The organism is Micromonospora sp. NPDC050200 (assembly GCF_040656135.1).
GTDB lineage: Bacteria > Actinomycetota > Actinomycetes > Mycobacteriales > Micromonosporaceae > Micromonospora.
In genome coordinates, this window is the sequence record NZ_JBFALG010000005.1 from 112,749 (window position 1) to 134,775 (window position 22,027).

The 22,027-nt window shown below is 75.5% G+C and carries 15 protein-coding genes; 4 read left to right on the forward strand and 11 right to left on the reverse strand.

Features of this window, described 5'->3' with window-relative positions; translation table 11 throughout:
- Positions 1-148 precede the first annotated feature (148 nt).
- From AB0I41_RS05930 to AB0I41_RS05945, 4 genes are all read right to left on the reverse strand, one after another.
- Positions 149-3,613: an ATP-dependent DNA helicase gene (locus AB0I41_RS05930; protein WP_357102292.1), complete on the reverse strand. Its 3,465-nt coding sequence runs from the start codon at positions 3,611-3,613 to the stop codon at positions 149-151.
- Positions 3,610-7,170, reverse strand: coding sequence for an ATP-dependent DNA helicase (locus AB0I41_RS05935; RefSeq protein ID WP_357102295.1), 3,561 nt, complete (start codon positions 7,168-7,170; stop codon positions 3,610-3,612). The genes AB0I41_RS05930 and AB0I41_RS05935 overlap by 4 nt, the downstream gene beginning before the upstream one ends.
- A gap of 132 nt (positions 7,171-7,302) precedes the next feature.
- On the reverse strand, positions 7,303-7,848 hold the full coding sequence (locus AB0I41_RS05940) for a TIGR00730 family Rossman fold protein (protein ID WP_357102297.1): 546 nt from the start codon (positions 7,846-7,848) through the stop codon (positions 7,303-7,305).
- A gap of 3 nt (positions 7,849-7,851) precedes the next feature.
- Positions 7,852-8,751 carry a TIGR00730 family Rossman fold protein gene (locus AB0I41_RS05945; protein ID WP_357102299.1) on the reverse strand — a complete coding sequence of 300 codons (900 nt, stop codon included), beginning with the start codon at positions 8,749-8,751 and terminating at the stop codon, positions 7,852-7,854.
- 154 nt (positions 8,752-8,905) lie between these two features.
- On the opposite strand from AB0I41_RS05945, the gene AB0I41_RS05950 reads away from it, so the two are divergent.
- Positions 8,906-9,067, forward strand: a complete 162-nt coding sequence (locus tag AB0I41_RS05950) for a hypothetical protein (RefSeq protein ID WP_357102301.1) — start codon at positions 8,906-8,908, stop codon at positions 9,065-9,067.
- Positions 9,068-9,290: 223 nt separating this feature from the next.
- Here AB0I41_RS05950 and dapE read toward each other — a convergent pair whose 3' ends face one another.
- On the reverse strand, positions 9,291-10,364 hold the full coding sequence (gene dapE, locus AB0I41_RS05955; RefSeq protein WP_357102303.1) for a succinyl-diaminopimelate desuccinylase: 1,074 nt from the start codon (positions 10,362-10,364) through the stop codon (positions 9,291-9,293).
- Between the two features lie 79 nt (positions 10,365-10,443).
- On the opposite strand from dapE, the gene dapD reads away from it, so the two are divergent.
- A complete protein-coding gene (gene dapD, locus AB0I41_RS05960; protein WP_357102305.1) occupies positions 10,444-11,403 on the forward strand; it encodes a 2,3,4,5-tetrahydropyridine-2,6-dicarboxylate N-succinyltransferase in 960 nt (319 codons plus the stop codon).
- Between the two features lie 90 nt (positions 11,404-11,493).
- Here the strand turns inward: dapD and AB0I41_RS05965 are convergent, their stop codons facing one another.
- Positions 11,494-14,820: a S8 family serine peptidase gene (locus AB0I41_RS05965; protein WP_357102438.1), complete on the reverse strand. Its 3,327-nt coding sequence runs from the start codon at positions 14,818-14,820 to the stop codon at positions 11,494-11,496.
- A gap of 178 nt (positions 14,821-14,998) precedes the next feature.
- Between AB0I41_RS05965 and AB0I41_RS05970 the strand changes: the two genes are divergently transcribed.
- Complete coding sequence (locus tag AB0I41_RS05970; protein ID WP_357102307.1) at positions 14,999-15,556, forward strand: sugar O-acetyltransferase; 558 nt, start codon at positions 14,999-15,001, stop codon at positions 15,554-15,556.
- A gap of 93 nt (positions 15,557-15,649) precedes the next feature.
- A complete protein-coding gene (locus AB0I41_RS05975; protein WP_357102309.1) occupies positions 15,650-18,229 on the forward strand; it encodes a hypothetical protein in 2,580 nt (859 codons plus the stop codon).
- Here AB0I41_RS05975 and AB0I41_RS05980 read toward each other — a convergent pair.
- The 5 genes from AB0I41_RS05980 to fdxA are packed head-to-tail and all read right to left on the reverse strand — an operon-like array spanning position 18,206 to position 21,994.
- Positions 18,206-18,853, reverse strand: coding sequence for a nucleoside/nucleotide kinase family protein (locus AB0I41_RS05980; protein WP_357102311.1), 648 nt, complete (start codon positions 18,851-18,853; stop codon positions 18,206-18,208). The two genes, AB0I41_RS05975 and AB0I41_RS05980, sit on opposite strands and share 24 nt — an antisense overlap.
- Positions 18,853-19,497, reverse strand: a complete 645-nt coding sequence (locus tag AB0I41_RS05985) for an SIMPL domain-containing protein (protein ID WP_357102313.1) — start codon at positions 19,495-19,497, stop codon at positions 18,853-18,855. The genes AB0I41_RS05980 and AB0I41_RS05985 overlap by 1 nt, the downstream gene beginning before the upstream one ends.
- A 4-nt stretch (positions 19,498-19,501) precedes the next feature.
- On the reverse strand, positions 19,502-20,548 hold the full coding sequence (locus tag AB0I41_RS05990) for a prephenate dehydrogenase/arogenate dehydrogenase family protein (RefSeq protein ID WP_357102315.1): 1,047 nt from the start codon (positions 20,546-20,548) through the stop codon (positions 19,502-19,504).
- 7 nt (positions 20,549-20,555) lie between these two features.
- Complete coding sequence (dapC, locus tag AB0I41_RS05995; RefSeq protein ID WP_357102440.1) at positions 20,556-21,671, reverse strand: succinyldiaminopimelate transaminase; 1,116 nt, start codon at positions 21,669-21,671, stop codon at positions 20,556-20,558.
- A complete protein-coding gene (fdxA, locus tag AB0I41_RS06000; protein WP_007464872.1) occupies positions 21,668-21,994 on the reverse strand; it encodes a ferredoxin in 327 nt (108 codons plus the stop codon). Before fdxA ends, dapC begins: the two co-directional genes overlap by 4 nt.
- Between the last annotated feature and the right edge of the window lie 33 nt (positions 21,995-22,027).

A 22,027-nucleotide genomic window follows, 5' to 3' on the forward strand; every position in this document is an offset into this window, starting at 1 on the left:
AGGAGCGCTCCGCGCGGGAATGCGCGAATCGCCTGTCGCTTCTGGTCGCCCCGCCCGGAGAACTCCGGACACAACAAAGAGCGCCTGGGGCCACAATCCGCCAGGCGCACACAGAGTCTCTGGAAACCAAAACTGCAACGGAGCCAACCTACCACGGATTGCCCGGCGCGCCATCCCCTTCCAGAACTTCCGGCACACCCGCGATGAGCGCGGTGAGCCCGTCGCCGTCGAGCAGGTCGGCCGGCCGCACCGTCACGCCCTCCCGGACGTAGTGGAAGGCCGCGCCCACCCGGTCGACCTGCACCCCGGCCAGCTCCGCCCAGGCCAGCCGGTAGACGGCCAGCTGCACCGCCGCCACCTCGGCCTCCCGGCCGGTGGGCTGACGGCCGGTCTTCCAGTCGACCACGTCGTACCGGCCGCCGGGGCGGGCGAAGACGGCGTCCATCCGGCCCCGGACCACCACCCCGGCGATCAGTGTGGCGAACGGCACCTCCACCTCCACCGGTACCCGCTCGGCCCACTCGCTGGCCAGGAAGCGCTCCTGCAACTCGGCCAGCGCCTCGTCCGGCGCGGCGTCCGCGTCGGCCGCGCCGGGCAGCTCGTCCACATCGAGCAGCCGGTCGGCGCCGAAGCGCTGCTCCAGCCAGGTGTGGAACGCGGTGCCCCGCCGCGCGTACGGGTTGGGCTCGGTGGGCATCGGCCGGCGCAGCGCCCGGGCCAGCGCCTCCGGGTCGCGGCGCAGCGCCACCAACTGGGTCACCGACAGGTGCCCGGGCAGGGCCACCTCCACCGCCTCGGCCTGCCGGAGCAGCTCGGCCCGTTCGGCGAGGAGCAGGTCGGCCTCCCGCCGCCAGCGCGCCACCTCCGGGTCGTCCGCGCCCGCGTCCACGTCGACCGGCCCCGCTCCGACCGCCGAAGCGTCCCCGCCGGAGCCGCCGCCGCCCGGCCCGGCCCCGGCAGCGACCGGCTCGCGGCGGGCCGCGTCGGGGTCGGCGAGGAACCGGCGGACCAGCACGGCGGCCTCGGCCAGCGCCGGCCGGCGGGCGCCCAGCGGGTCCGCCGGCCACTCGGCCCGCAGCACCATCTCGGTGGTCGGGTTGACCGCGTCCCCGGGCGGCTCGGGCGCCCAGGCGTCGACCAGGTGCCCGGCAACGCCGCCCAGGCAGGCGTCGTGCACCTCGCGGAGAAAAACCGACGGGCCACGGAAGCGCTTGGTCCCCTCCCCCCACCAGTAGCCGGAGCAGAGCAGCAGCCGACGCGGCCGGGTCACCGCCACGTACGCCAGCCGGCGCTCCTCCCGCTCGTCGTGCGCCCGCCAGGCGTCGGTGAAGTCCGCCAGGGCCCGGGCCACCCCGCGCTGGTCCTCCGCCCCGGCCAGGCCCAGCTCGGGCAGTCCGTCGGCGTCGCCGCGCAACGGGAACGGCAGCACGCCGAGCCCGCCCAGCCAGTGGTCGGAGTTGCGGACCGGCCCCGGCCACACCCCCCGGGTCAGCCCGGCGACCGCCACCACGTCCCACTCCAGGCCCTTGGCGGCGTGCGCGGTGAGCACCTGCACGGCGCCCTCGACCACCTCCACCTCGCCGGGGGTCAGGCCGCGCTCCTCGTCCTCGGCGGCGGTGAGGAAGGCCAGGAACCCGGCGAGGGTGGCCCCCGGGGTCTCGCCGCCGAACCGGGCGGCCACGTCGCCCAGGGCGTCGAGGTGACCGCGGGCCAGCCCGGCGTCGCCGGCGCCGTCCCGGCCGGCCCGGACCGCCACCTCCACGTCCAGGCCGATGGTCCGCTCGATGTCCGCGATGAGTTCCGGCAGGGTCTGGTCCAGCCGGTAGCGCAGCAGCGCCAGCTCCATCCCGTACGCGCGCAGCCGCGCATACCCCTCGGCCGAGTACGCCTGCGCCGACCCGAGGTCGGCCAGCGCCTCGACCAGCGTCGCCTCGTCCAGCACGTCCACCGTGATCTCCGGCCCGTCGTCGCCGGTGAGCCGGCGCCGGGCCCGCGCGATCGCCCGGGCGCGACGGTGCAGCGCCACCAGGTCACGCGGCCCGATCCGCCAGCGCGCGCCGGTGAGCAGCCGCAGCAGCGCCGCCCCGTCGGTCGGGTCGGCGAGCACCCGCAGGGTGCAGACCACGTCGCGGACCTCGGGAGTGTCCAGCAGGCCGCCCAGCCCGACCACCTCGACCGGCAGGCCGCGGGCGCGCAGCGCCGCCTCGATCGCCGGGATCTGGCTGCGCAGCCGCACCAGCACGGCGGTGGTGGGGCGCTGCGGCACGGGAATGTGCTCGGGCAGCGCCCCGGGCGTCCGGGCGGCGCCCCGCCAGGCGGCGAGCACGCTGTCGGCGATCCAGTCCGCCTCGTCGGCGTACGTCTCCAGCAGGGCGCAGTGCACGGTGCCGGCGGCCTGGCCGTGGGGGCTGCGGTGCGGGATCGGGTCCTTGACGCTCAGCGCCGCCCGCAGCTCCGGCACCCGGGCGCCGGCGGCGCGCAGCGGCAGGGAGAGCGCGTTGGCCACGCCGAGGATCTCCGGCCGGTTGCGCCAGCTGGTGGTGAGGCTCAGCACCTCGGCCGGTACGCCGTCGGCGCGGGCGAACTCCGTCGGGAAGCGCTCCAGGGTGCCGGCGCTGGCCCCACGCCAGCCGTAGATGGACTGGCAGGGGTCGCCGACCGCGGTGACCGGGTGGCCGCCGCCGAAGAGCGCGTTGAGCAGCACCACCTGGGCGTGGCTGGTGTCCTGGTACTCGTCGAGCAGCACCACCCGGAAGCGGTCCCGCTCGATCGCGCCCACCGCCGGGTGGTCGCTGGCCACCCGGGCGGCGCGGGCGAGCTGGTCGGCGAAGTCCATCGCCTCGAAGTCGTCCTTGCGCCGGGCGTACGCCCGCACCAGCGGGAGCAGCTTCAGCCGGATCTGCTGGAGCTGCAACGCCCTGCGCACGTCGGCGTAGACCCGGCCGGGGTGGGACTGCACGTCGGCGAAGAAGCGGCCGGTCCAGGCGGCCAGCTCGTCCGGGTCGACCAGGTGCTCGTCCAGCTCCCCGGCCAGCGCCAGCACGGCGTCGGTGATGGTGCTCGGCATCCGGTCGACCTCGGACATGTCGCCGTCGTAGTTGCGCACCAACAGGTCGACCAGCTGCCAGCGGGACGCCTCGGTGAGCAGCCGGGTGGTCGGCTCGTACCCGGCGCGCAGCCCGTGCTCGGTGACGATCCGGCCGGCGTACGAGTGGTAGGTGGAGACGGTCGGCTCGCCGGCGAGCGGGTCGTCCAGCGGGTCGCGCCCGCGCCGGCCCAGCCGCCGGACCAGCTGGTCGAGCCGGGTACGCACCCGGTGCGCCAGCTCGCCGGCCGCCTTGCGGGTGAAGGTGAGGCCGAGGATCTGCTCCGGCCGGACGTACGAGTTGGCGACCAGCCAGACCACCCGGGCGGCCATCGTCTCGGTCTTGCCGGACCCGGCGCCCGCCACCACCAGCAGTGGTTCCACCGGCGCGGCGATGATCGCCGCCTGCTCCCGGGTAGGGGCCGGCAGCCGGAGCAGCTTCGCCAGCTCGACCGGGGTGTAGCGGGGCCCGGCGTCGGCGGCCCGGGGCGCCGGGGCGGCGGTGCTGAACAGGGTCGGCTGGGTCACGGCTGCTCCGGACGACGGGTGGCCGGCGGCTCGACGACCTGGCGGCCCTGGCCGGAGACCGGGCAGCTGGTGCGCACCGGGCAGACCCGGCACTTCGAGTTGGCGACCGCGGCGAAGGTGGCGGCGGCCATCGTATCGGCGGTGCGCCGGACCAGGGCGTTGGCCCAGCCGGCCTCCGGGCCCTCCCCGGCGGCGGCCTGGGCCTGCTCCTTGGCGTCCCGCGCCCCGGTGCCGAGCTGCACCAGCGCGGCGCCGCCGGACTCCTCGCCGAACTCGGCGAACGCCCCCGCCTCCACCGCCGCCTGGTACGCCCCGAGCTGCGGGTGCTCGGCCACCTCCCGCTCGGTGACCGCCGTCGACTTGCCGGTCTTCAGGTCGATCACCACGAGCCGGCCGTCGGCGTCCACCTCCAGCCGGTCCACCCGGCCGGTCAGCTCGACCGGGCGGGCCGGGTCGTCCAGGCGGACGGCGAACTCGTGCTCGATGGCGAGCAGCCGGCGCGGGTTGCCGGCGAGCCAGCGCAGCAGCTTGTCCACCATGGCCTCGGCGCGGGACCGTTCCGGGCCGACCATCCACCGGGCGGCCAGCTCGATCGCGTCGAACCGGGCGGCCACGTACTCCAGCAGGGCGGTGCGGTCGGCGCTGGCGTCCTCGGCGAGCATCGCGGCGGCGTGCACCAGGTTGCCGACGCCCTGCGCGGCGCTGGCCGGGCCGCTGCCGCCGTGCCGTTCCAGCAGCCAGCGCAGGCTGCACCGCAACGCGCTCTCCATCGCCGACGGGGTGACCCGGACCGGCTCGCCCTCGTCGACCAGCGGCCGGTCGTCGGAGAGGCCACGCAGGCCCCACCAGTCGTCGGGGTGGGCGCCGGGGATGCCGGCGGCGGCGAGGCGGGCCAGCTCGGCCGCCGCCGCGCGCCGCCGGGCGGGCGGCGCCGCCGGGTCGGTGACCGCGGTACGCAGCTCCGCGACCAGCGCGGACAGGGTGAGTGCCCGGGGCGGACGCCCGACCGGCAGCTCCCCCGGCCGGTAGGGCTCGGCGTCGTCGTCCACGGTCGATGCTGCGGTGTCGGCGGACGGGCGCGGTGTCGCCGGGGCGGCGCGATCCCCCGGTCCGTCCGGGGCGGGGCCGGGCGGCGTCGGACCGGCCGGCGGGCCGCCCGCGCCGGCGGCGGGTGGCTCGGTGACGCCCAGCTCGTGCAGGAAGCGGCTGGGCTGTTCCTCGTGGTCGTCGCCGCCGACGGCCGCCGAGGCGACCGCGGTCACCAGCAGCCGGTGCCGGGCCCGGGTCACCGCGACGTGGAAGAGCCGGCGCTCCTCGTCCAGCAGGGCCGAGGTCTGGCCGACCAGGCTGGCCCGGGTGCCGGCGCCGTCGGCCCGGCCGGCGAGCACGTCGACCAGCCGCTCGGAGCCGAGCAGGCTGCCGCGCAGCCGCAGGTCGGGCCAGACCCCCTCCTGGACCCCGGCGACGGCGACCAGGTCCCACTCCAGACCCTTGGCCGCGTGCGCGGTGAGCAGCCGGACCGCCTCGCCCCGGTCGGCGCTGGCGGCCAGGGTGTCGGCCGGCAGATCCTGGCCGAGGACGTGGTCGAGGAAGACCTCGGTACGCGCGCCGGGCAGCCGGTCGGTGAAGCGGGCGGCGGCGTCGAAGAGCACCATCACCGCGTCGAGGTCCCGGTCGGCGGCCTCGGCCCGCCAGCGCTGCGCGGTCTCGTGCTCGCCGGTGGCGGCCCGGCCCCGGTTGATCGCCCCGGCCCAGCGTTCGGCGAGCCCGCTGGCCCGCCACACCGCCCACAGCACGTCCTCGGCGGTGGCGCCCGGGGTGGCCGCCGCCGCCCGCGCGGTGGCCAGCAGCTCGGCCACCGTCCGGGCCGGCTCGACCCAGCGTCGGTCGATCGCGGCCAGCTCCGCCGGGTCGCGCAGCGCCTCGACGATCAGCTCGCCGGAGGGGCGGCGGTCGCCGGCGGCCAGCGCTAGCGCGCGCAGCCCCTGGCGCAGCCGCCGCTCGGCGAGCGGGTCGGCACCGCCCAGCGGGGAGTGGAGCAGGGCGACGGCGGTCTCCTCGTCCAGCCGGTCCGGCTCGAGCGCGCAGCGCAGCAGGAGCAGCAGCGGCGCCACCGCGGGTTGCAGGTGCAGGGGCAGGTCCTCGCCGTGCACCACGGTCGGCACCCCGGCGGTGTGCAGGGCGCGGCGCAGTGAGGGCAGGTGCAGGTTGGTCGAGCGGACCAGCACCGCCATCCGCGACCAGGGCACCCCGTCGAGCAGGTGCGCGGATCGCAGCGCGTGGGCGAGCCAGGCCGCCTCGCTGGTGCCGGAGCGGAACGTCCGCACCTCCACCGTGCCGTCGGGCACGTCGGGCAGCGGGTGCAGTGCCCGGTGCGCGGCCGGGCCGCGCAGCCGCCGGGCCAGCCGCCCGGTGGCCGCCAGCAGCAGCGCCCCGGCCCGGTACGACGTGGTCAGCACGACCTGTGCGGCCGGCGCGCCGGAGGCCGTCCGGAACCGGTGCGGGAAGGTGTGCACCACGGCCGGGTCGGCGCCCCGGAAGGCGTACGTGGAGGAGTCCGGGTCGGCGAAGGCGACCAGGGGCTTGCCACCATCGGCGATGACGGCGAGCAGGTCCTGCTGGGCGGGGTCGGTGTCGGCCAGCTCGTCGACGTAGACGTGGGCCAGCCGGCGCCGCTCGGCCGCCAGCAGCTCCGGGTCGTCCAGCAGCATCCCGGTGGCGGCCCGGACCAGTTCCGCCGGGTCGTACGCGATCGAGCCGCGGTTGCCGACGTCGCGCAGGGCGAGGACGGCGACGTACTCGCGGAGGAAGCGGGCGGCGGCCGGCCAGTCGGCGCGGCCCAGCTTCTCGCCGAGCCGGGCCAGCTCGACCGGCCCCACCCCGCGCTCGGCGGCCCGCATCAGCAGGTCGCGCAGCTGACCGGCGAAGGCCCGGGTACGCAGTGCGGGGCGCAGGTCCTCCGGCCAGCCGACCGGGTCGTCGCCGGGCTCCTCGCCCACCACGTCGAGCAGCTCGCGGATGATCAGATCCTGTTCGGGACCGGTGAGCAGCCGGGGGGACGGTTCGCCCCGCTCGGCGGCGGCGCGGCGGAGCAGCCCGAAGGCGTACGCGGGGAAGGTGCGTACCAGCGGCTCGCGGACCACGCGGTGGCCGGCCCCGGCGATCCGCGCCTCGATCCGGTGGCGCAGGTCGGTGGCCTGCCGCCGGGCGAAGGTGAGCACCAGGATCCGCTCCGGGTCGGCGCCCTCGGCCACCCGCGCGGTGACCGCCTCGACCAGGGTGCTGGTCTTGCCGGTGCCGGGGCCGCCGACGACCAGCATCGGCCCGTGGGTGTGGCCGACGATCTCGGCCTGGAGCGGGCCGGTCAGCCGGGCACCGGGATGCGCGCCATCGCCCGCCGATCCCCCGGACCGTGGCTCCCCCTCGACGCCCGCGCCCGCCCGGCCGTGCCCCTGGATCGGCCCGCCGGCCCGGCGGTCCCCCCGAACCGCCGCGGCGGACCGCCCCTCCCCCGGGCCCGGTCCGGCAGGCCGGCGCACCAACCGGTACTCCTGCACCCCCACATCCCACCACGCCGGTGCGACACCACCCCGCCCCCACACCCCCGCCCCGTATCGATCGTGAGGTTGACGGCAGCGAAAGAGATCGACTTCGCCGTCAACCTCATGATCGCCGAGGAGGCGCGCCGGTCAGGCGAGGCGGGATTCCAGGGCGTCCAGGGCGGCGGGGACGGTGTCGGCGACCAGCAGGAGGTCGAGGCCGGCGGGTTTGAGGAAGGTCTGGTCGGCGAGGGCGGCGAGCCAGTCGAGCAGCGGGCGGTAGAAGCCGTCGGTGTCGACCAGGACCATCGGCTTGGCGTGCAGGGCCAGCGTGGCGGTGGTCCAGACCTCGAAGAGCTCGTCCAGGGTGCCCAGCCCGCCGGGCAGGGTGAGGAAGGCGTCCGACTTCTCGACCATCAGCGTCTTGCGGCTGGCCATGCCGTCGGTGACCAGCAGCTCGTCGGAGGCCAGGTCGGCGACCTCCAGGTCGACCAGCGCCTGTGGGATCACCCCGACGGTGCGCCCGCCGGCCGCCCGCGCGCCGTCGGCCAGGGCGCCCATCATCCCGACGCAGCCGCCGCCGCTGACCACGGTGTGTCCGCGCCGGGCGAGCTCCGCGCCCGTCTCGGCCGCCAACTCCAGCCAGCGCCGGTCGAGGGTACGGGAGGAGGCGCAGAATACGCAGATCGCCGCCACGGCTCAGCCCTTCCGGCCCGCGCCCGACCCGGTCCGGCCGCCCGGCCCGCCGCCCCCGGCTGCGTTCGCCGAGCTGTCCGCGGCGGCCTGCTGGTCGGCGGCGGTCCGGGCCACCGCCTCCTCGCGTACGGCCTCCTGCTCGGCGGAGAGGGCGGCCTCGGCCTCGACGATGTGCTGGACGGCGGCGTCCACGTCGTCGGTGACGCAGATCAGCTCCAGGTCGACCGGCCCGATCTTGCCCTCGCCGGCCATGCTGTCCTGCAGCCAGTCGAGCAGGCCCCGCCAGTACGCGCTGCCCATCAGCACCACCGGGAACCGGGTGACCTTGCCGGTCTGCACCAGGGTGAGCGCCTCGAAGAGCTCGTCCATGGTGCCGAAGCCGCCGGGCAGCACGACGAACGCCTGGGCGTACTTGACGAACATGGTCTTGCGGGCGAAGAAGTACCGGAAGTCGATGGCCAGGTCGACCCAGTCGTTGAGCCCCTGCTCGAAGGGGAGTTCGATGCCGAGGCCGACGGAGAGCCCGCCCGCCTCGCTGGCTCCCCGGTTGGCCGCCTCCATCACGCCCGGTCCGCCGCCGGTGATCACGGCGTAGCCCGCCCGGGCCAGGGCGCCTCCCAGCTCCTCGGCCATCCGGCACTCCGGGCTGTCGGGGGTGCTGCGGGCGGAGCCGAAGACGCTGACGGCGGGCGGCAGGTCGGCCAGGGTGTCGAAGCCCTCCACGAACTCGGAGAGGATCCGCAGCGCGCGCCAGGCGTCCCTGGTCTTCCAGTCGCCCCGACCCCGGGAGTCCAACAGCCGCTGGTCGGCGGTGCTGGTCGGGATCGCGCCCCGGCGCAGCGTGACCGCGCCCCGGTGCCGCTCCGGATCGCGGCCCGGCTGCCGCCCGTTGCTCTGGCTCATGGAGCAACCGTAGTGGAGCGGCACCCGCCGGGTGCGGCGCCGGGCGAGCCGGAGAAATAGTTCGCGATCTTGGGCAACTAATTCTGTCGCCCGTACGTCTTACTATTCACATACCGGGTATGCCCCGGCGCGCGCCTTCGGGGGAGGAGCAAGCGTGATCAGCAACAACGAACGGATGCGGATCCGCCGGCAGATGCAGCGGCGCATCCGGGACGTGGTGGCCGAGCGCCGCCGCGCCCGTCAGCTGGAGTCCCCGGCGGCACCCACCGCCGACCCCGCCGAGACCACCGACACCCCTGCCCTGACCACCGCCTGACCACCCACACCACCCCGCACCCCCGGCCCTGGCCCACCGGGCCGGCGAAGCGCTGTTGATCAAGAGGTTTGCGCCTCTGGGAACCCTCCCTGAGACGCAACCCTCTTGATCATCTTTGGCGGAGGGCGGGCCCGGTGGCCCGGGGCCCAGGCCCGGCGCAGGCCCGGCCGGAAGCCGGGCAACCGGCGGGCGGCGGCCGGGCGGAGGGCGAGCGGCGGCGGGATCAGGCGGGGGCGAGCCAGCGGTGGAGGGTGGCGGCGCCGTCGCGGATCTTGGTGATCTCGACGTGCTCGTCCTTGTGGTGGGCCAGGTTGGGGTCGCCGGGGCCGAAGTTCAGCGCCGGGATGCCCATCGCGGCGAACCGGGCCACGTCCGTCCAGCCCAGCTTGCCGATCGGCGCGGCCCCGACGGCGGCGAGGAACTCCTGCGCCACCGGCGAGTCCAGCCCGGGCGCCGCGCCGGACGCCGCGTCCGTCACCGCCAGGTCGAAGCCGGCGAAGACCTCCCGCAGGTGCGCCTCGGCAGCCGCCGGGTCACGGTCCGGGGCGAACCGGTAGTTGACCTCGATCTCGCAGCGGTCCGGGATGACGTTGCCGGCCACCCCACCGGTGATCCGCACCGCGTTCAGCCCCTCGCGGTAGTCGCAGCCGTCGATGGTGACCCGCCGGGCCTCGTACGCCCCCAGCCGGCGCAGCACCTCGCCCGCGCCGTGGATGGCGTTCACCCCGTGCCAGGACCGGGCGGCGTGGGCGCGCTCGCCGTGCGTGGTGACGATCGCCCGCATGGTGCCCTGGCAGCCGGCCTCGACGATCCCGTACGTCGGCTCCAGCAGCACCGCGAAGTTGGCCTCGAGCCACTCCGGGTGTGCCTCGGCGACCAGGGTGAGTCCGTTGTACTTCGACTCGATCTCCTCGGCCTCGTAGAAGAAGTACGTCACGTCGTAGCGCGGGTCGGGCAGGGTCACCGCCAGGTGCAGCGCGAACGCCACGCCCGACTTCATGTCCGAGGTGCCGCAGCCGTACATCAGGTCGCCGCGCATGGTCGACGGGAAGTTGTCGTTCAGCGGCACCGTGTCCAGGTGGCCGGCGAGCACCACCCGGGAGGGCCGCCCCAGGTCGGTACGGGCCATCACCGTGTTGCCGTGCCGGAACGTGGCCAGGTGAGGCACGCCCCGCAGCACCTCCTCGACGCAGTCGGCGATGACCTTCTCGTTGCGGGAGACGGACTCTATGTCGACCAGGGCACGGGTCAGCGCCACCGGATCAGCCAAGACCTCGGGGGTCAGCGGGTTCTCCATGCTGGGCACGGTACCGTCAAATTCGGTGAGCGCGAGGAGTGAGCTTGCGAGCCCGCAGTCGCGAACGAAAGGTAGAACAGTGACGTCCGCAGTACCCGCCTGGGGCATCGGCCTGGCCACCGTCACCGCCGACGGACAGGTGCTCGACACCTGGTACCCGACCGGCAAGCTCGGACTCGGCGAGCTGCCGCTGGTCCCCGGCGAGGACCAGGCCGACGTGCTCGACCTGCCGCCCGGCGCGATCGGCGAGCGGGCGCTGCCGGGTCTGCGTACCGTCGAGGTGACCACCGTGATCGGCTCGCTGGACGACCCGATCAAGGACGCTTCCGACGCGTACCTCCGGTTGCACCTGCTCTCCCACCGCCTGGTGCGGCCCAACGAGCTCAACCTCGACGGCGTCTTCGGCAAGCTGGCGAACGTGGCGTGGACGTCCGCCGGGCCGTGCCCGCCGGAGCGGGTCGACGAGCTGCGGGTGATCGAGCGGGCCGCCGGCCGCCACCTCGCGGTGTACGGAGTGGACAAGTTCCCCCGGATGACCGACTACGTGGTCCCCGCCGGGGTCCGGATCGCCGACGCGGACCGGGTCCGGCTCGGCGCGCACCTGGCCGCCGGCACCACCGTGATGCACGAGGGCTTCGTGAACTACAACGCCGGCACGCTGGGCAGCTCGATGGTCGAGGGGCGGATCGTGCAGGGCGTGCTGGTCGGCGACGGCTCCGACATCGGCGGCGGGGCCTCGATCATGGGCACCCTCTCCGGCGGCGGCACCGAGCGGGTCAGCATCGGCGAGCGGAGCCTGATCGGCGCGAACGCCGGCGTCGGCATCTCCCTCGGCGACGACTGCGTGGTCGAGGCGGGCTGCTACATCACCGCCGCGTCGAAGATCACACTGCCGGACGGGCGGGTGGTGAAGGCCCGCGAGCTCTCCGGCGCGGACGGGCTGCTCTTCTGGCGCAACTCGGTCACCGGCGCGCTGGAGGCGAAGCCGCGGACCGGCCGGGGCATCGAGCTGAACGCCGCCCTGCACGCAAACGACTGACCGTGACCGAGACCGGGGCAACGCGCCCCGGCCCCGTCACGATTGGCGCCCGGGGCCGCAGCGGGGAGACCGCGGACCCGGACCGGCGGGTCACCGCAGGCGGTACGCCTGGATGATCCGCGTGGTCACCGTGTTGCCGGCGCTGTCCCGCGCGCTGGCGCGCAGGGAGACGTACCCGGGGGCTGCGGCGTGCTTGACCAGCGCCACCCACCCGGTCCGGGGCAGCCGCAGGACGGTGACCTTCTGCCAGGTCTTTCCGCCGTCGTACGAGACGTCGACGGTCAGCTTCTCCACGGTGGCCGTGCCCGCGCCGGGCTGGCGCCGCACCTCGACGGGAACGCGCAGCAGCCGGCCGGCCGAGGCGCTGTTGTCGGCCGACAGCGGTGGGGCGAACCGGATCGCCGACACCGGCAGCCGTACCGGCTCCGCACCGGTCACATGGCCGGACCGGAAGGTCCAGGTGGACTCCACCTCGGTGCTCAGGTCGGTGAGGCTCCTGGTGGACGACACGGTCAGCTTGTAGTCGGCCGCGCCGGCCGGCACGTCGAACTGGCCGTAGCCGGGATCCCCGGTCTCGCCGACCAACTTCCCGTTGCGCCACAGCGCGGTGCGGGCCTTGTCGGCGAGTGATCCGCCCGGGTGCCCGGCGGCATCGCTGTGCAACGGCAGGCCGACGAACACCGAGTCACCCGTCCGGCTGATGCTCTGGTCCGGCCAGCGTGGAGCCGGGAAGGACGGCCCGAGCGGCGCTTCGCCCCAGGTCTCGTGGACGGTCCGGCCCGCCCGGTAGGCGACCGGCATGCTCTCCAGCACGGCGCTGGTGTTCAGCCAGCCGTCCGGGTCGCGCACGCCGAAGTCGAGCTCGGAGCTCCACCGGACGCCCTTGGTGCTGTAGTGCTCGACCCGCTGACCGGGGGTGGCGGTGGGCAGCATGATCGCCCAGCCTCCGGTGTTGTAGCCGGTGTCGGGGAAGACCAGCCGGGCGGACTCCAGGCCCCGGTACGGGTCCCGGAACCGGTGCACCACGGTCGCCAGGCCACCGGTGCGGTAGTGCCGCACGAAGCCGGTGGGCAGCCGGCCCGGGACGGCCTCGCTCAGCGCGTACAGGTAGCGGCTGTCCCGCGTCTCCGGCTCGGTCCACTGGCTGCTGAACGTGGAGACGAACCGGTCCGCCGACACCGTGCCGCCGAGCTGGCCGGTGGCCAGCCCGTCGAAGGAGTCGAAGGAGATCAGGCCGAAGCCGTAGGTGCTGCCGTCGTCGGCGGTGAAGTTGGCGCCGATGTCCACCAGCGCCGGCCTCGCGCCGGCCTGCGGGACCGTCATCTCCACCGGCGCGGTCCGCCGGAGGTCCAGGGTGATCTTCAGGTCACGGTCGACCACCAGCTCGGGCTGGGCCAGCTGGGCGAGCCCGCCCAGCCCGCCGTCCGGAGCGGTCTCGATGAAGACGCTGTTCAGGCCGTACCGGCCCTTGGGGACCCGCACCTCGGCGACCCCGTCCGCGTCGTGGATGTCGCGCACGTCGAAGCCGGCCAGGTTGACCAGGGTGGTGTAGGAGTCCCCGAACGGGCTGCCGTCCCGGCCGAGGTGGGTCACCGTGACGGTGTAGCTCTCCACCTCGCGGTTCACCGCCACCGGGGTCACCGCGACCGTGGCGCCGTTACGGGCGACGACCCGGCCGGTCCAGTAGCCGTCGGTGTCGCCGAGCCGGGTGTCGGCGGTGACGGTGGTCTCCGCCCGGCCGCCCGCCGGCACGGTCACCCGCGTCGCGCCGAGCCGGAACATGCCGGCCGGCGCCGGCTGGCCGCCCGGCCCGGTGACCTCGGTGGTCAGGTCGAGGGTGACGGCGGTCGGGCCGGCGTTGCGCCAGGCCACCGTGCGGGTGACCGGCGCGTCGTCGCCGTGCGGCCAGAGCGCCCGCCCGAACGAGACGCTGACCGGGTCGCTGGTGACCTGCTGGCCGATCGCGCGCGTCAGGTCGACCCGGCCGGCCCCCTGCTCGTACGCGGTCTGCGCCGGGTGCGGCTTCGCGGCGGCCATCAGGGTCGCCTTGAACTGGCCGGCCTTCCAGTCCGGGTGCTGCTGGGCCAGCAGCGCCACCGAGCCGGCCACGTGCGGGGTGGCCATCGAGGTGCCGGAGAGGCTGACGTACCTGTCCCCCACCGGGTCGCCGATGAAGCCGTCGGCGGCCCGGGCGGCGACGACGTCCACGCCGGGCGCGGTGATGTCGGGCTTCACCGCGTCGTCACCGACCCGGGGTCCGCGGCTGGAGAACCCGGCGAGCTGGTCGTCGCGGTCCACCGCGCCCACGGCGAGCGCCGCGTCGGCGCTGGCCGGGGAGCCGACGGAGGCGTCCGACCCGGAGTTGCCGGCGGCGGTGACGAAGAGGGTGCCGGTCTGGGCGGTCAGCGTCTGCACCGCCTCCTCCAGCGGGTCGACCTCGGGGTAGTCCCAGCCGCTGAGGCTCATGTTGACCACGGTGGCCCGCTTGTCGACGGCGGCCCACTGCATGCCGGCCAGGATGGCCGAGTCGGTGCATCCGACGTCCTCGCAGACCTTGCCGTTGAGCAGCGTCGCGTCCGGCGCCACGCCCTTGTACCGGCCGCCGGAGGCGGCGCCGCTGCCGGCGATGGTCGAGGCCACGTGGGTGCCGTGGCCGACCGTGTCCCGGTCGTCGGTGACCTCGGTGAAGTTGCGCGACTCGGCCACCTTGCCGGTCAGGTCGGGGTGGGCCGTGTCGACGCCGGTGTCCAGCACCGCGACGGTCACGCCCTTGCCGGTGAAGCCGGCCGACCAGGCGGTGGGCGCCCCGATCTGGGGGACGCTGTGGTCCAGGGTGACCCGGCGGCGGCCGTCGAGCCAGATCCGCTCGACGCCCCCCGCCGCGCCGAGCCGGGTGGTGGAGCCGGTGGTGACCGCGGACCAGACCGCGCCGGCGGTGGACTTGCCGGTGGTCAGAGCCGCGCCGCGGATCGCCGGCAGGTCCCGGGTCACCCGGGCGCCGGGCAGCGCGGCCACACCGCGCCGGGCCTCCCCGGAGGCGTACGACACCAGCAGCGGCAGGTCGTCGCGGCGGGCGTCGTCGTAGCCGGCGGAGATCAGCTCGGTGACGTCGAAGAGCCGCCGGTCCACCCGGCCGGAGCGGATCAGCGGCAGCGCGTCCTGCGGCACCACGGTGAGGTGCCCGCGCTCCCGGCGTACCAGGAATCGCAGGTCGCCCCGGTCGGCGGCGGGCCGGACGGCGGCGTCGCCGGAGGCGGTGACGGTGACCCGGTCCCCGGTGAGCAGGGTGACGGTGGTCGACCCCCCGGTCGCCGTCGGCGGCGGCACGGCCGGCCGGGACGCCCCGGTGGGGCGGGCCGGGGCGGTCGGTGCGGCGGCCGAGGCGGTGGCGGGGACGCCGAGCGCCAGGCCGAGCACGAGACCGAGCGCGGCGGTCTTCCTTCTGGTTCGGTGCAACGGATCCTCCTCGTGAAGCGTCGTCATTGACAGGAGTCACATTGACAGCGACCAGGATTGCATACCGGGTATGCAAAGTGAAGTCCGGAACATGACGCTCCTGGCACAAGGCAACGACCCGGCCAGGCATGATCGGCCGGTGACCTCCATGCGGGAACGGATGCTCGCCGGCGAGCCGTACCTCGCCAACGAGCCGGACATCATCGCCGACCTCGACCGCGCGGCCCAGCTGACGGAGCGCTTCAACACCAGCTCCGCCACCGACCCGCAGGGGCGGCTGGCCGCGCTGCGCGAGCTGCTCGGCTCGCTCGGCGAGGACACCTGGATCCGCCCGCCGTTCCACTGCGACTACGGCTGGCAGATCCACATCGGCCCCCGCTGCTTCGTGAACTTCAACACGGTCTTCCTCGATGTCGCCCGGATCACCATCGGCGCGGACGTCCAGATCGGACCCGGCGTGCAACTGCTCACCCCCACCCACCCGATCGAAGCGGGACCCCGCCGGGACAAGTGGGAGGCGGCGAAGCCGATCACCATCGGCGACAACGTCTGGCTCGGCGGCGGGGCCATCGTGCTCGCCGGGGTCACCGTCGGCGCGAACACCGTGATCGGCGCCGGCGCCGTGGTCACCCGGGACCTGCCACCCGACGTGGTCGCTGTCGGCAACCCCGCCCGACCGGTACGCGCCCTGGAATAACCGGTTTGAGCTGCTGAAACGGCGGTCCGGGGGTGGGCGGAACCGGGCAACAGAGTGCACTCTGGGTAGTGAGCGCGACACCAGGGGGCACGGATGGGCGAACGGGTGCTCGAACTACGGGTGCACGGGGTGTCCAACACCCCGCCCGACCAGACCCTCGGGCTGCGAGCCGAACCCGGCGGGAACGGCCCGCAACCCGCCCTGGTGGCCGGCGGCAGGGTCACCGGCTTCTACCGGTCCACCGCGGCCGGCCCGGACGACCCGATCGCGGTCGAGGCGTACAGCTGGGGGCAGCTCACCTCCGGCGCGCGGACCGCACGGGACGTCGAGCGGGCCCTGTGGACGCTGCTGCTCCCGTTCACCCTGGCCAACGTGGCCCTGCACGCCCGCCCCGAGATCCCGCCGGACCCGGACCGGGAACGCTGGGCCAGCCGCTCCGGCATCGCCGCCTGGCTGATCCGCCTCTTCTGCCTGAGCCTCACCGCCACCCTGGCGATCACCATGACCGGGGTCGGCGTTGACCTGATCGCCTGGCAGTGCGTGGACCAGGACTGCCTGCGTCACCTGCCCGGCCCGTGGGAGTTCCTCGGCCACGGCTGGTGGCGGGCGGATGCCCACGCGCTGGCCGTCGGCCTGCTGCTGCCGCTGGCCGTGCTGGCCGGGCTCGGCATGGTCGCCTGGCGCACCTACCAGTACGAGGCCGAGATGCCCGCCCCGCCGCGCCCCCGCCCCGCCCGCCGCCCGACCGAGGCGGCGCTCCCCGCCGACCAGCCGCCGCCCCTGGCCAACCCGTTGCAGGACCCGACCTTCTGGTGCGGCGAGGGGCAGCTGCGCCGGGCGGCCGTGCTGCACCTGTGCACCGCGGCCGCGGTCGCCGCGTCGGTACCGCTCGCGGCGGTGCTCGTCATGGACCCGCCCCGGGGCGTCCGGGCGGCCGTCGCCTGGCCCACCGTCGCCGCCCTCGCCGCGGTGGTGGGAACGGCGGTCGTCGCGGTGGGCCGGCCCTACCTGACCCGACGCCGCGGGGACACCCCGCTCGGCCGGTGGAGCACGGCCGTCGGCGTGCTCGTCGGCCTGGGACTGACCGGCACCTTCGTGCTCCTGATGATGCCCGACGGGCCCGCCGGCCGGCCGCTGTCGGAGTTCCGGCCACCGGCCGGCTGCGCCCGGGCTCCCGACACGCCGGGCTGCCTGGCCGACCGGTCGCTGCCCGGGTACGACACGACCGTCGCCTGGCTGGCCACGTACCAGGTGCTGCTGCTGATCGCCATCGGCACGGTCACCCGGTCGGGGCGCCAGGCGCTGCTCGCGCCGGTGGCCGGCGCCGCGCTGCTGCCGCTCGGGGTGGGCTGGACCGAGGGCGGCCTGCCCGGCGCCCCCGCCGCACCCGACGGGCTGGAGACCTGGATGCTCGCCGTACCGGCGATCGCGGTCGCCGCGACCGGCCTGCTGCTGCCCCCGGCCCGGACGGACGCCGAGCAGCAACCCCTCGGCCCGCACACCGGCCTGGCCTGGGGCGGCCGCGGCCCGGCCCTGATCGCCGGCGCCGGCTGGATGATGGCCATCGCCTACAGCGCCGGGCTGCTGCACCTGGTCGCCGGCCGGCTCGACGGCGCCGGGCCCGAACGGGTGCGGCCACCGCTGGCCGTGTACTGGGCCGGGCTGGCCTTCGCGGTCGCGCTGCTCGTCCTCGCCGGCACCGGAATCCGCGCCGGCCTGCTCTTCCAGGAGCTGCGCCGCCGGGAGTACGCCACGCTGACCGCGCCCGGGACCGTCCACCACTCCGCCCACGACCTGCGCCGCTGCCGCGACGTCAGCGCTTACCGGGCCCTGCACCGGCTGGTCGGCGAACACGCGGTCTGGCTGGTCGGCTGCTGTGCCACCGTGGCGGTGGTGCTGGCCACCCTCTGCTGCGCGGCGGCGCTCTCCGGCAGCCACCCCAGCCCGGAGCCCGCCACCGGCTGGCAGGCGGTGGTCCACACCGTCGCGGACGTCGGCGACATGATGCTGGGCTGGCTGCCGGCGGTGATCGCCGGGCTGGGGCTGCTCGTCTACCGCAACGACACCGTCCGCCGCTCGGTCGGCGTCGTCTGGGACATCGGCACCTTCTGGCCCCGCGCGGCCCACCCATTGGCCCCGCCCAGCTACGCGGAGCGGGCGGTGCCCGAACTCCAGACCCGGGTCGCCGGGCTCCTCGCGCTCGCCGAGCACGACCCGCGCCGGATGGACGGGGTGATCCTCTCCGGGCACAGCCAGGGGACCGTCATCTGCGCCGCGATGCTGCTCCAACTGCCGGCTCGCTGGCGCCGGCGGATCTGGTTCTTCTCCTACGGCTGCCAGCTCACCCGGCTCTACGGCCGGATCTTCCCGGCGTACTTCGGACCGGACCGGCTCCGGGTGCTCGCCGGCACCCTCACCTGGCCCGACGGGTGCGTCGCCTGGACCAACTTCTGGCGCCCCACCGACCCGCTGGGCTGGCAGGTCACCGCCGGGGAACGGGACGTGCCGGTCACCGACCCGGAGGCGCTGCACCCCAGCGGCGGGGAGGTCGCCGACCCGCCCATCCGCAACCACAGCGGGTACCCGGAGGCGGTGGAGTTCCACCGGGAACGGGCCGTCGTCGCCCGGCTGCTGCGACGGACCGTCCCGTCACCCCGGCAGGGGGTCGGTTAGGCGCACCACCAGGTCGGCGTGGTGCGCGGTGCCGGTGACCAGGGCGGCGTTGGACTCGTCAGTGCCGTGCGCCCAGGCCGCCGCCTGCGCCGGCGTCCGTCCGTACGCCTCGTGCCGGGCGACGAGCCGGCGCAGCCGCGACTCCGCGTCCAGGTCGAGGAACCACGCCTCGTGCAGCAGCTGCCGCACCTCGTCCCAGGGCGGGTCGGTGAGCAGCAGGTAGTTGCCCTCGGTCACCACCAGCCGGACCGAGGGCGGCACCTCGACCGCCCCGGCCACCGGCTCCTCCAGGTCCCGGCGGAACAGCGGGGCGTGGACCGCGGACGGCTCCAGCCGGCGCAGGCGGCGCAGCAGCGAGACGTACCCGTTGGCGTCGAAGGTGTCCGCCGCGCCCTTGCGTGCGGCGCGGCCCAGCCGCTCCAGCTCCGCCTGGGCCAGGTGGAAGCCGTCCATCGGCACTAGGCGGGCGCTCGGGCCGACCGCCGCGACGATCCGCTCGGCGAGGGTGGACTTGCCCGCGCCGGGCGCGCCGGCGATGCCGAGCAGCTGCCGGGGACCGGCCTCGGCCAGGGCACGGGCCCGCGCCACCAGGCCCTCGACCGGGAGCGGGGTCGCCTCGGGCATCAGGGCAGGACCGGGTCGCTGACGGTGAACCGGGCCCGCACCACGGCGTGCACGGTCTGCGGCTGCGGGTCGAGCTCCAGCTCGGGCGGCGCGCCCTTCTCCATCCGGTACGAGAACGTCGCGCCGGACGCCGTCGGGCCGAACCCCTCGTCGGCGTCCGCCAGTTCCAGCAGGGCGGTCACCCGGGAGCCCAGCGCCTCGGCGTACTCCCGGGCGCGGTGCAGCGCGTCGGCGATGGCGGCGTGCCGGGCCTCCCGGCGGGCCGGGCTGTCCGGCCGCAGCGACCACCAGGGCCCGGCCACCTGGACCTGCTCCTGGTCGGCCAGGCGGAGCATCAGCTCGGCGAGGACGGTGAAGTCGATGACGGTGACGCCGGTGGTGACGCTGCCGTGGTAGCCGACCACCCGCTCGCCGGAGCGGTTCGTCTCGGGGCGTACCCGCAGGTCGCCGGTCTCCCGGCGGTCGAGCGCGGCGGCGTGCTCGTCGAGCAGCACCCGCACGGCGGCGGCCCGCTCGGCGAGCCGGGTCAGGGTGGCCTCGCGGTCCCGCTCGCGGGCCGTCGCGGTGACCTGGAAGCGGGCCAGCTCGGGCGGAACCTCGCGGTACGCCTCGCCGCGCACCGCCACGACCGGTCCGTCCGTCACGCCCTCACCCTAACGGCGGGACCGATGGGCCGCCCGGGTCCACGGCCAACCGGCGGGCCGAGTACTCGACCTCGTCGCCGGTCGTCCGGCACCCGTCGAGGTAGCCGCCGGCCGCGCCCAGTTCGTGCAGGAAGCGCAGCTCCGCGTCCCCGTCGCCGGCCAGCGGAAAGGCGCGCCGCAGCTCGACCGTCGGGCGGCCGGCCAGCGCGGACCGGGCGTTCCGGCCCTCCCGGTGCCGGGCGGTCAGCGCGGCCCGGTCGTCGTCGCGCAGCGCGGCGGCCAACTCGTCGAGGAAGGAGCTGACCGAGGCCAGCGCGGCCAGCACCTCCGCCCGGTTGGAGAGCAGCATGTTCGCGGTCCGCTCCGGCGGCGTGCCGGCAACCCGGGTGCCGTCGCGGAAGCTGCCCGCGGCCAGGCCGAGGACCGCGTCGCGCAGCGGGGAGCGCTCGGCCGCGCCGGCGAGGGCGCCGGCGAGCAGGTGCGGCACGTGCGAGGCGAGCGCGACGACCGCGTCGTGCCGGTCGGCCGCCATCGGCACCACCCGGGCGGCGAACACCTCCATGACCAGCGCGGTGAGCCGGCGGAACGCGGCCAGACCGGGCCCCGGGGCGGGGCAGAGCACCCAGGCGGCGTCGTCGAAGAGCCCCGGCACCGCCGCGGTGAGGCCCGCCCGGTCGGTGCCGGCCATCGGGTGACCGGGCACGAAGCGGTGGGTCAGCCCCCGCGCGGCGGCGAACGCGGCCAGCTCCGCCTTGGTGCTCCCGACGTCGGTCAGCAGGCAGTCCTCGCCGGTCACCGCCGCCACCTGCAGCAGGATCTGCGGCAGGGTGGGCAGCGGCCCGCAGAGGAAGACCACGTCCCGGTCGGCCACCGCGTCGACCAGGCGCTCCGGCGCGGGTACGCCGACCCGCCGGGCCTGCCGCCGGGTGGACTCGTCCGGGTCCCAGCCGGCCACGTCCAAGCCGGCGGCGTGCAACCGGAGCAGCACCGAACCGCCGATCAGCCCGGTGCCGACCACCGCCGCCCGGACCACCGCGCCGGCCCCGCCCATCGGTGCGTCAGGCCTGCGCGAGCCGGGCGGCGACGGCGGCGACGTGCGCGTCGGACTCGGTCAGCGCGGCCCGGACGTGCTGCGCCCCGCCGGGGCCGTAGAAGACGCCGGCGGCGACCAGGATGCCCCGGCGGGCCAGCCAGTCGACCGTGGCCCAGCAGTCCTCGCCCCTGGTCATCCACAGGTAGAGCCCGGCCTCGGAGTGCTCCACCGTGAAACCGGCCCCGGTGAACGCGGCGAGCAGCGTCTCCCGCCGGGCCCGGTAGCGTTCCCGCTGCTCGTCGGCGTGCGCCTGGTCCGACAGCGCGGCCACCATGGCGGCCTGCACCGGCGCGGGCACGATCATGCCGGCGTGCTTACGGATCTTGAGTAGCTCGGCCACCAGCGCCGGGTCACCGGCGACGAACCCGGCCCGGTATCCGGCGAGGTTGGAGCGCTTGGAGAGCGAGTGCACCGCCAGCACCGAGTCGTACGACCCGCCGCAGACCTCGGGCGAGAGCACCGAGACCGGCTCGGCGTCGGCCGACCAGCCCAGCGGCAGGTAGCACTCGTCGCTGGCCACCACGGCGCCCCGCTCGCGGGCCCAGTCGACCACCTTGCGCAGGTGGGCGGCGGGGAGCACCCGACCGGTCGGGTTGCCGGGCGAGTTGATCCAGACCAGGCGTACCCGGGAGGTCGGACCGACGGCGGTCAGCGAGTCGGCGCGTACGGTGGTGGCGCCGGCCAGCCGGACCCCGTCGGAGTACGTCGGGTAGGCGATCGACGGCACCACGACCACGTCACCGGGCCCGAGGCCGAGCAGGGTGGGCAGCCACGCGACCAGCTCCTTCGAGCCGATCGTCGGCAGCACCCCGAGCCCGTCGACGCCGGCGCCGCAGGACCGCGCCACCCAGGCCGCGATGGCGTCCCGCAGCGCCGGGGTGCCCGCGGTCAGCGGGTAGCCCGGCGCGTCGGCCGCGTCCGCCAGCGCCTGCCGGATCACCGGGGGCACCGGGTCGACGGGCGTGCCCATCGAGAGGTTGATCAGACCGTCCGGGTGCGCCGCGGCCAGGGTGGCCGCGGCGTCCAGCGTGTCCCAGGTGAACTCGGGCAGCCGGGACGAGACCGGCGCGGACCGGTTCAGTGGCCCTCTCCGCGCGGCGGCTGGGCGGCGACGAAGGTCGCGTCCTTCTCCACCTTGCCGATCTTCGACGCGCCACCCGGCGAGCCCAGGTCCTCGAAGAACTCGTAGTTGGCCCCGGTGTAGTCCTTCCACTGCTCCGGGACGTCGTCCTCGTAGAAGATGGCCTCCACCGGGCAGACCGGCTCACAGGCACCACAGTCGACGCACTCGTCGGGGTGGATGTAGAGCATCCGGTTGCCCTCGTAAATGCAGTCGACCGGGCACTCCTCGATGCATGCCTTGTCGAGCACATCCACGCACGGCTCGGCGATGATGTAGGTCACCGGTCTTCTCCTCCGCAAGACTCGCCGCGATCA

Coding starts and splice junctions, on each gene's coding strand:
- AB0I41_RS05945 (WP_357102299.1), bottom strand. CDS start 8,751: ATGAGCCAGAGCAACGGGCGGCAGCCGGGCCGCGATCCGGAGCGGCAC.
- dapE (WP_357102303.1), bottom strand. CDS start 10,364: ATGGAGAACCCGCTGACCCCCGAGGTCTTGGCTGATCCGGTGGCGCTG.
- AB0I41_RS05975 (WP_357102309.1), top strand. CDS start 15,650: ATGGGCGAACGGGTGCTCGAACTACGGGTGCACGGGGTGTCCAACACC.
- AB0I41_RS05980 (WP_357102311.1), bottom strand. CDS start 18,853: ATGCCCGAGGCGACCCCGCTCCCGGTCGAGGGCCTGGTGGCGCGGGCC.
- AB0I41_RS05990 (WP_357102315.1), bottom strand. CDS start 20,548: ATGGGCGGGGCCGGCGCGGTGGTCCGGGCGGCGGTGGTCGGCACCGGG.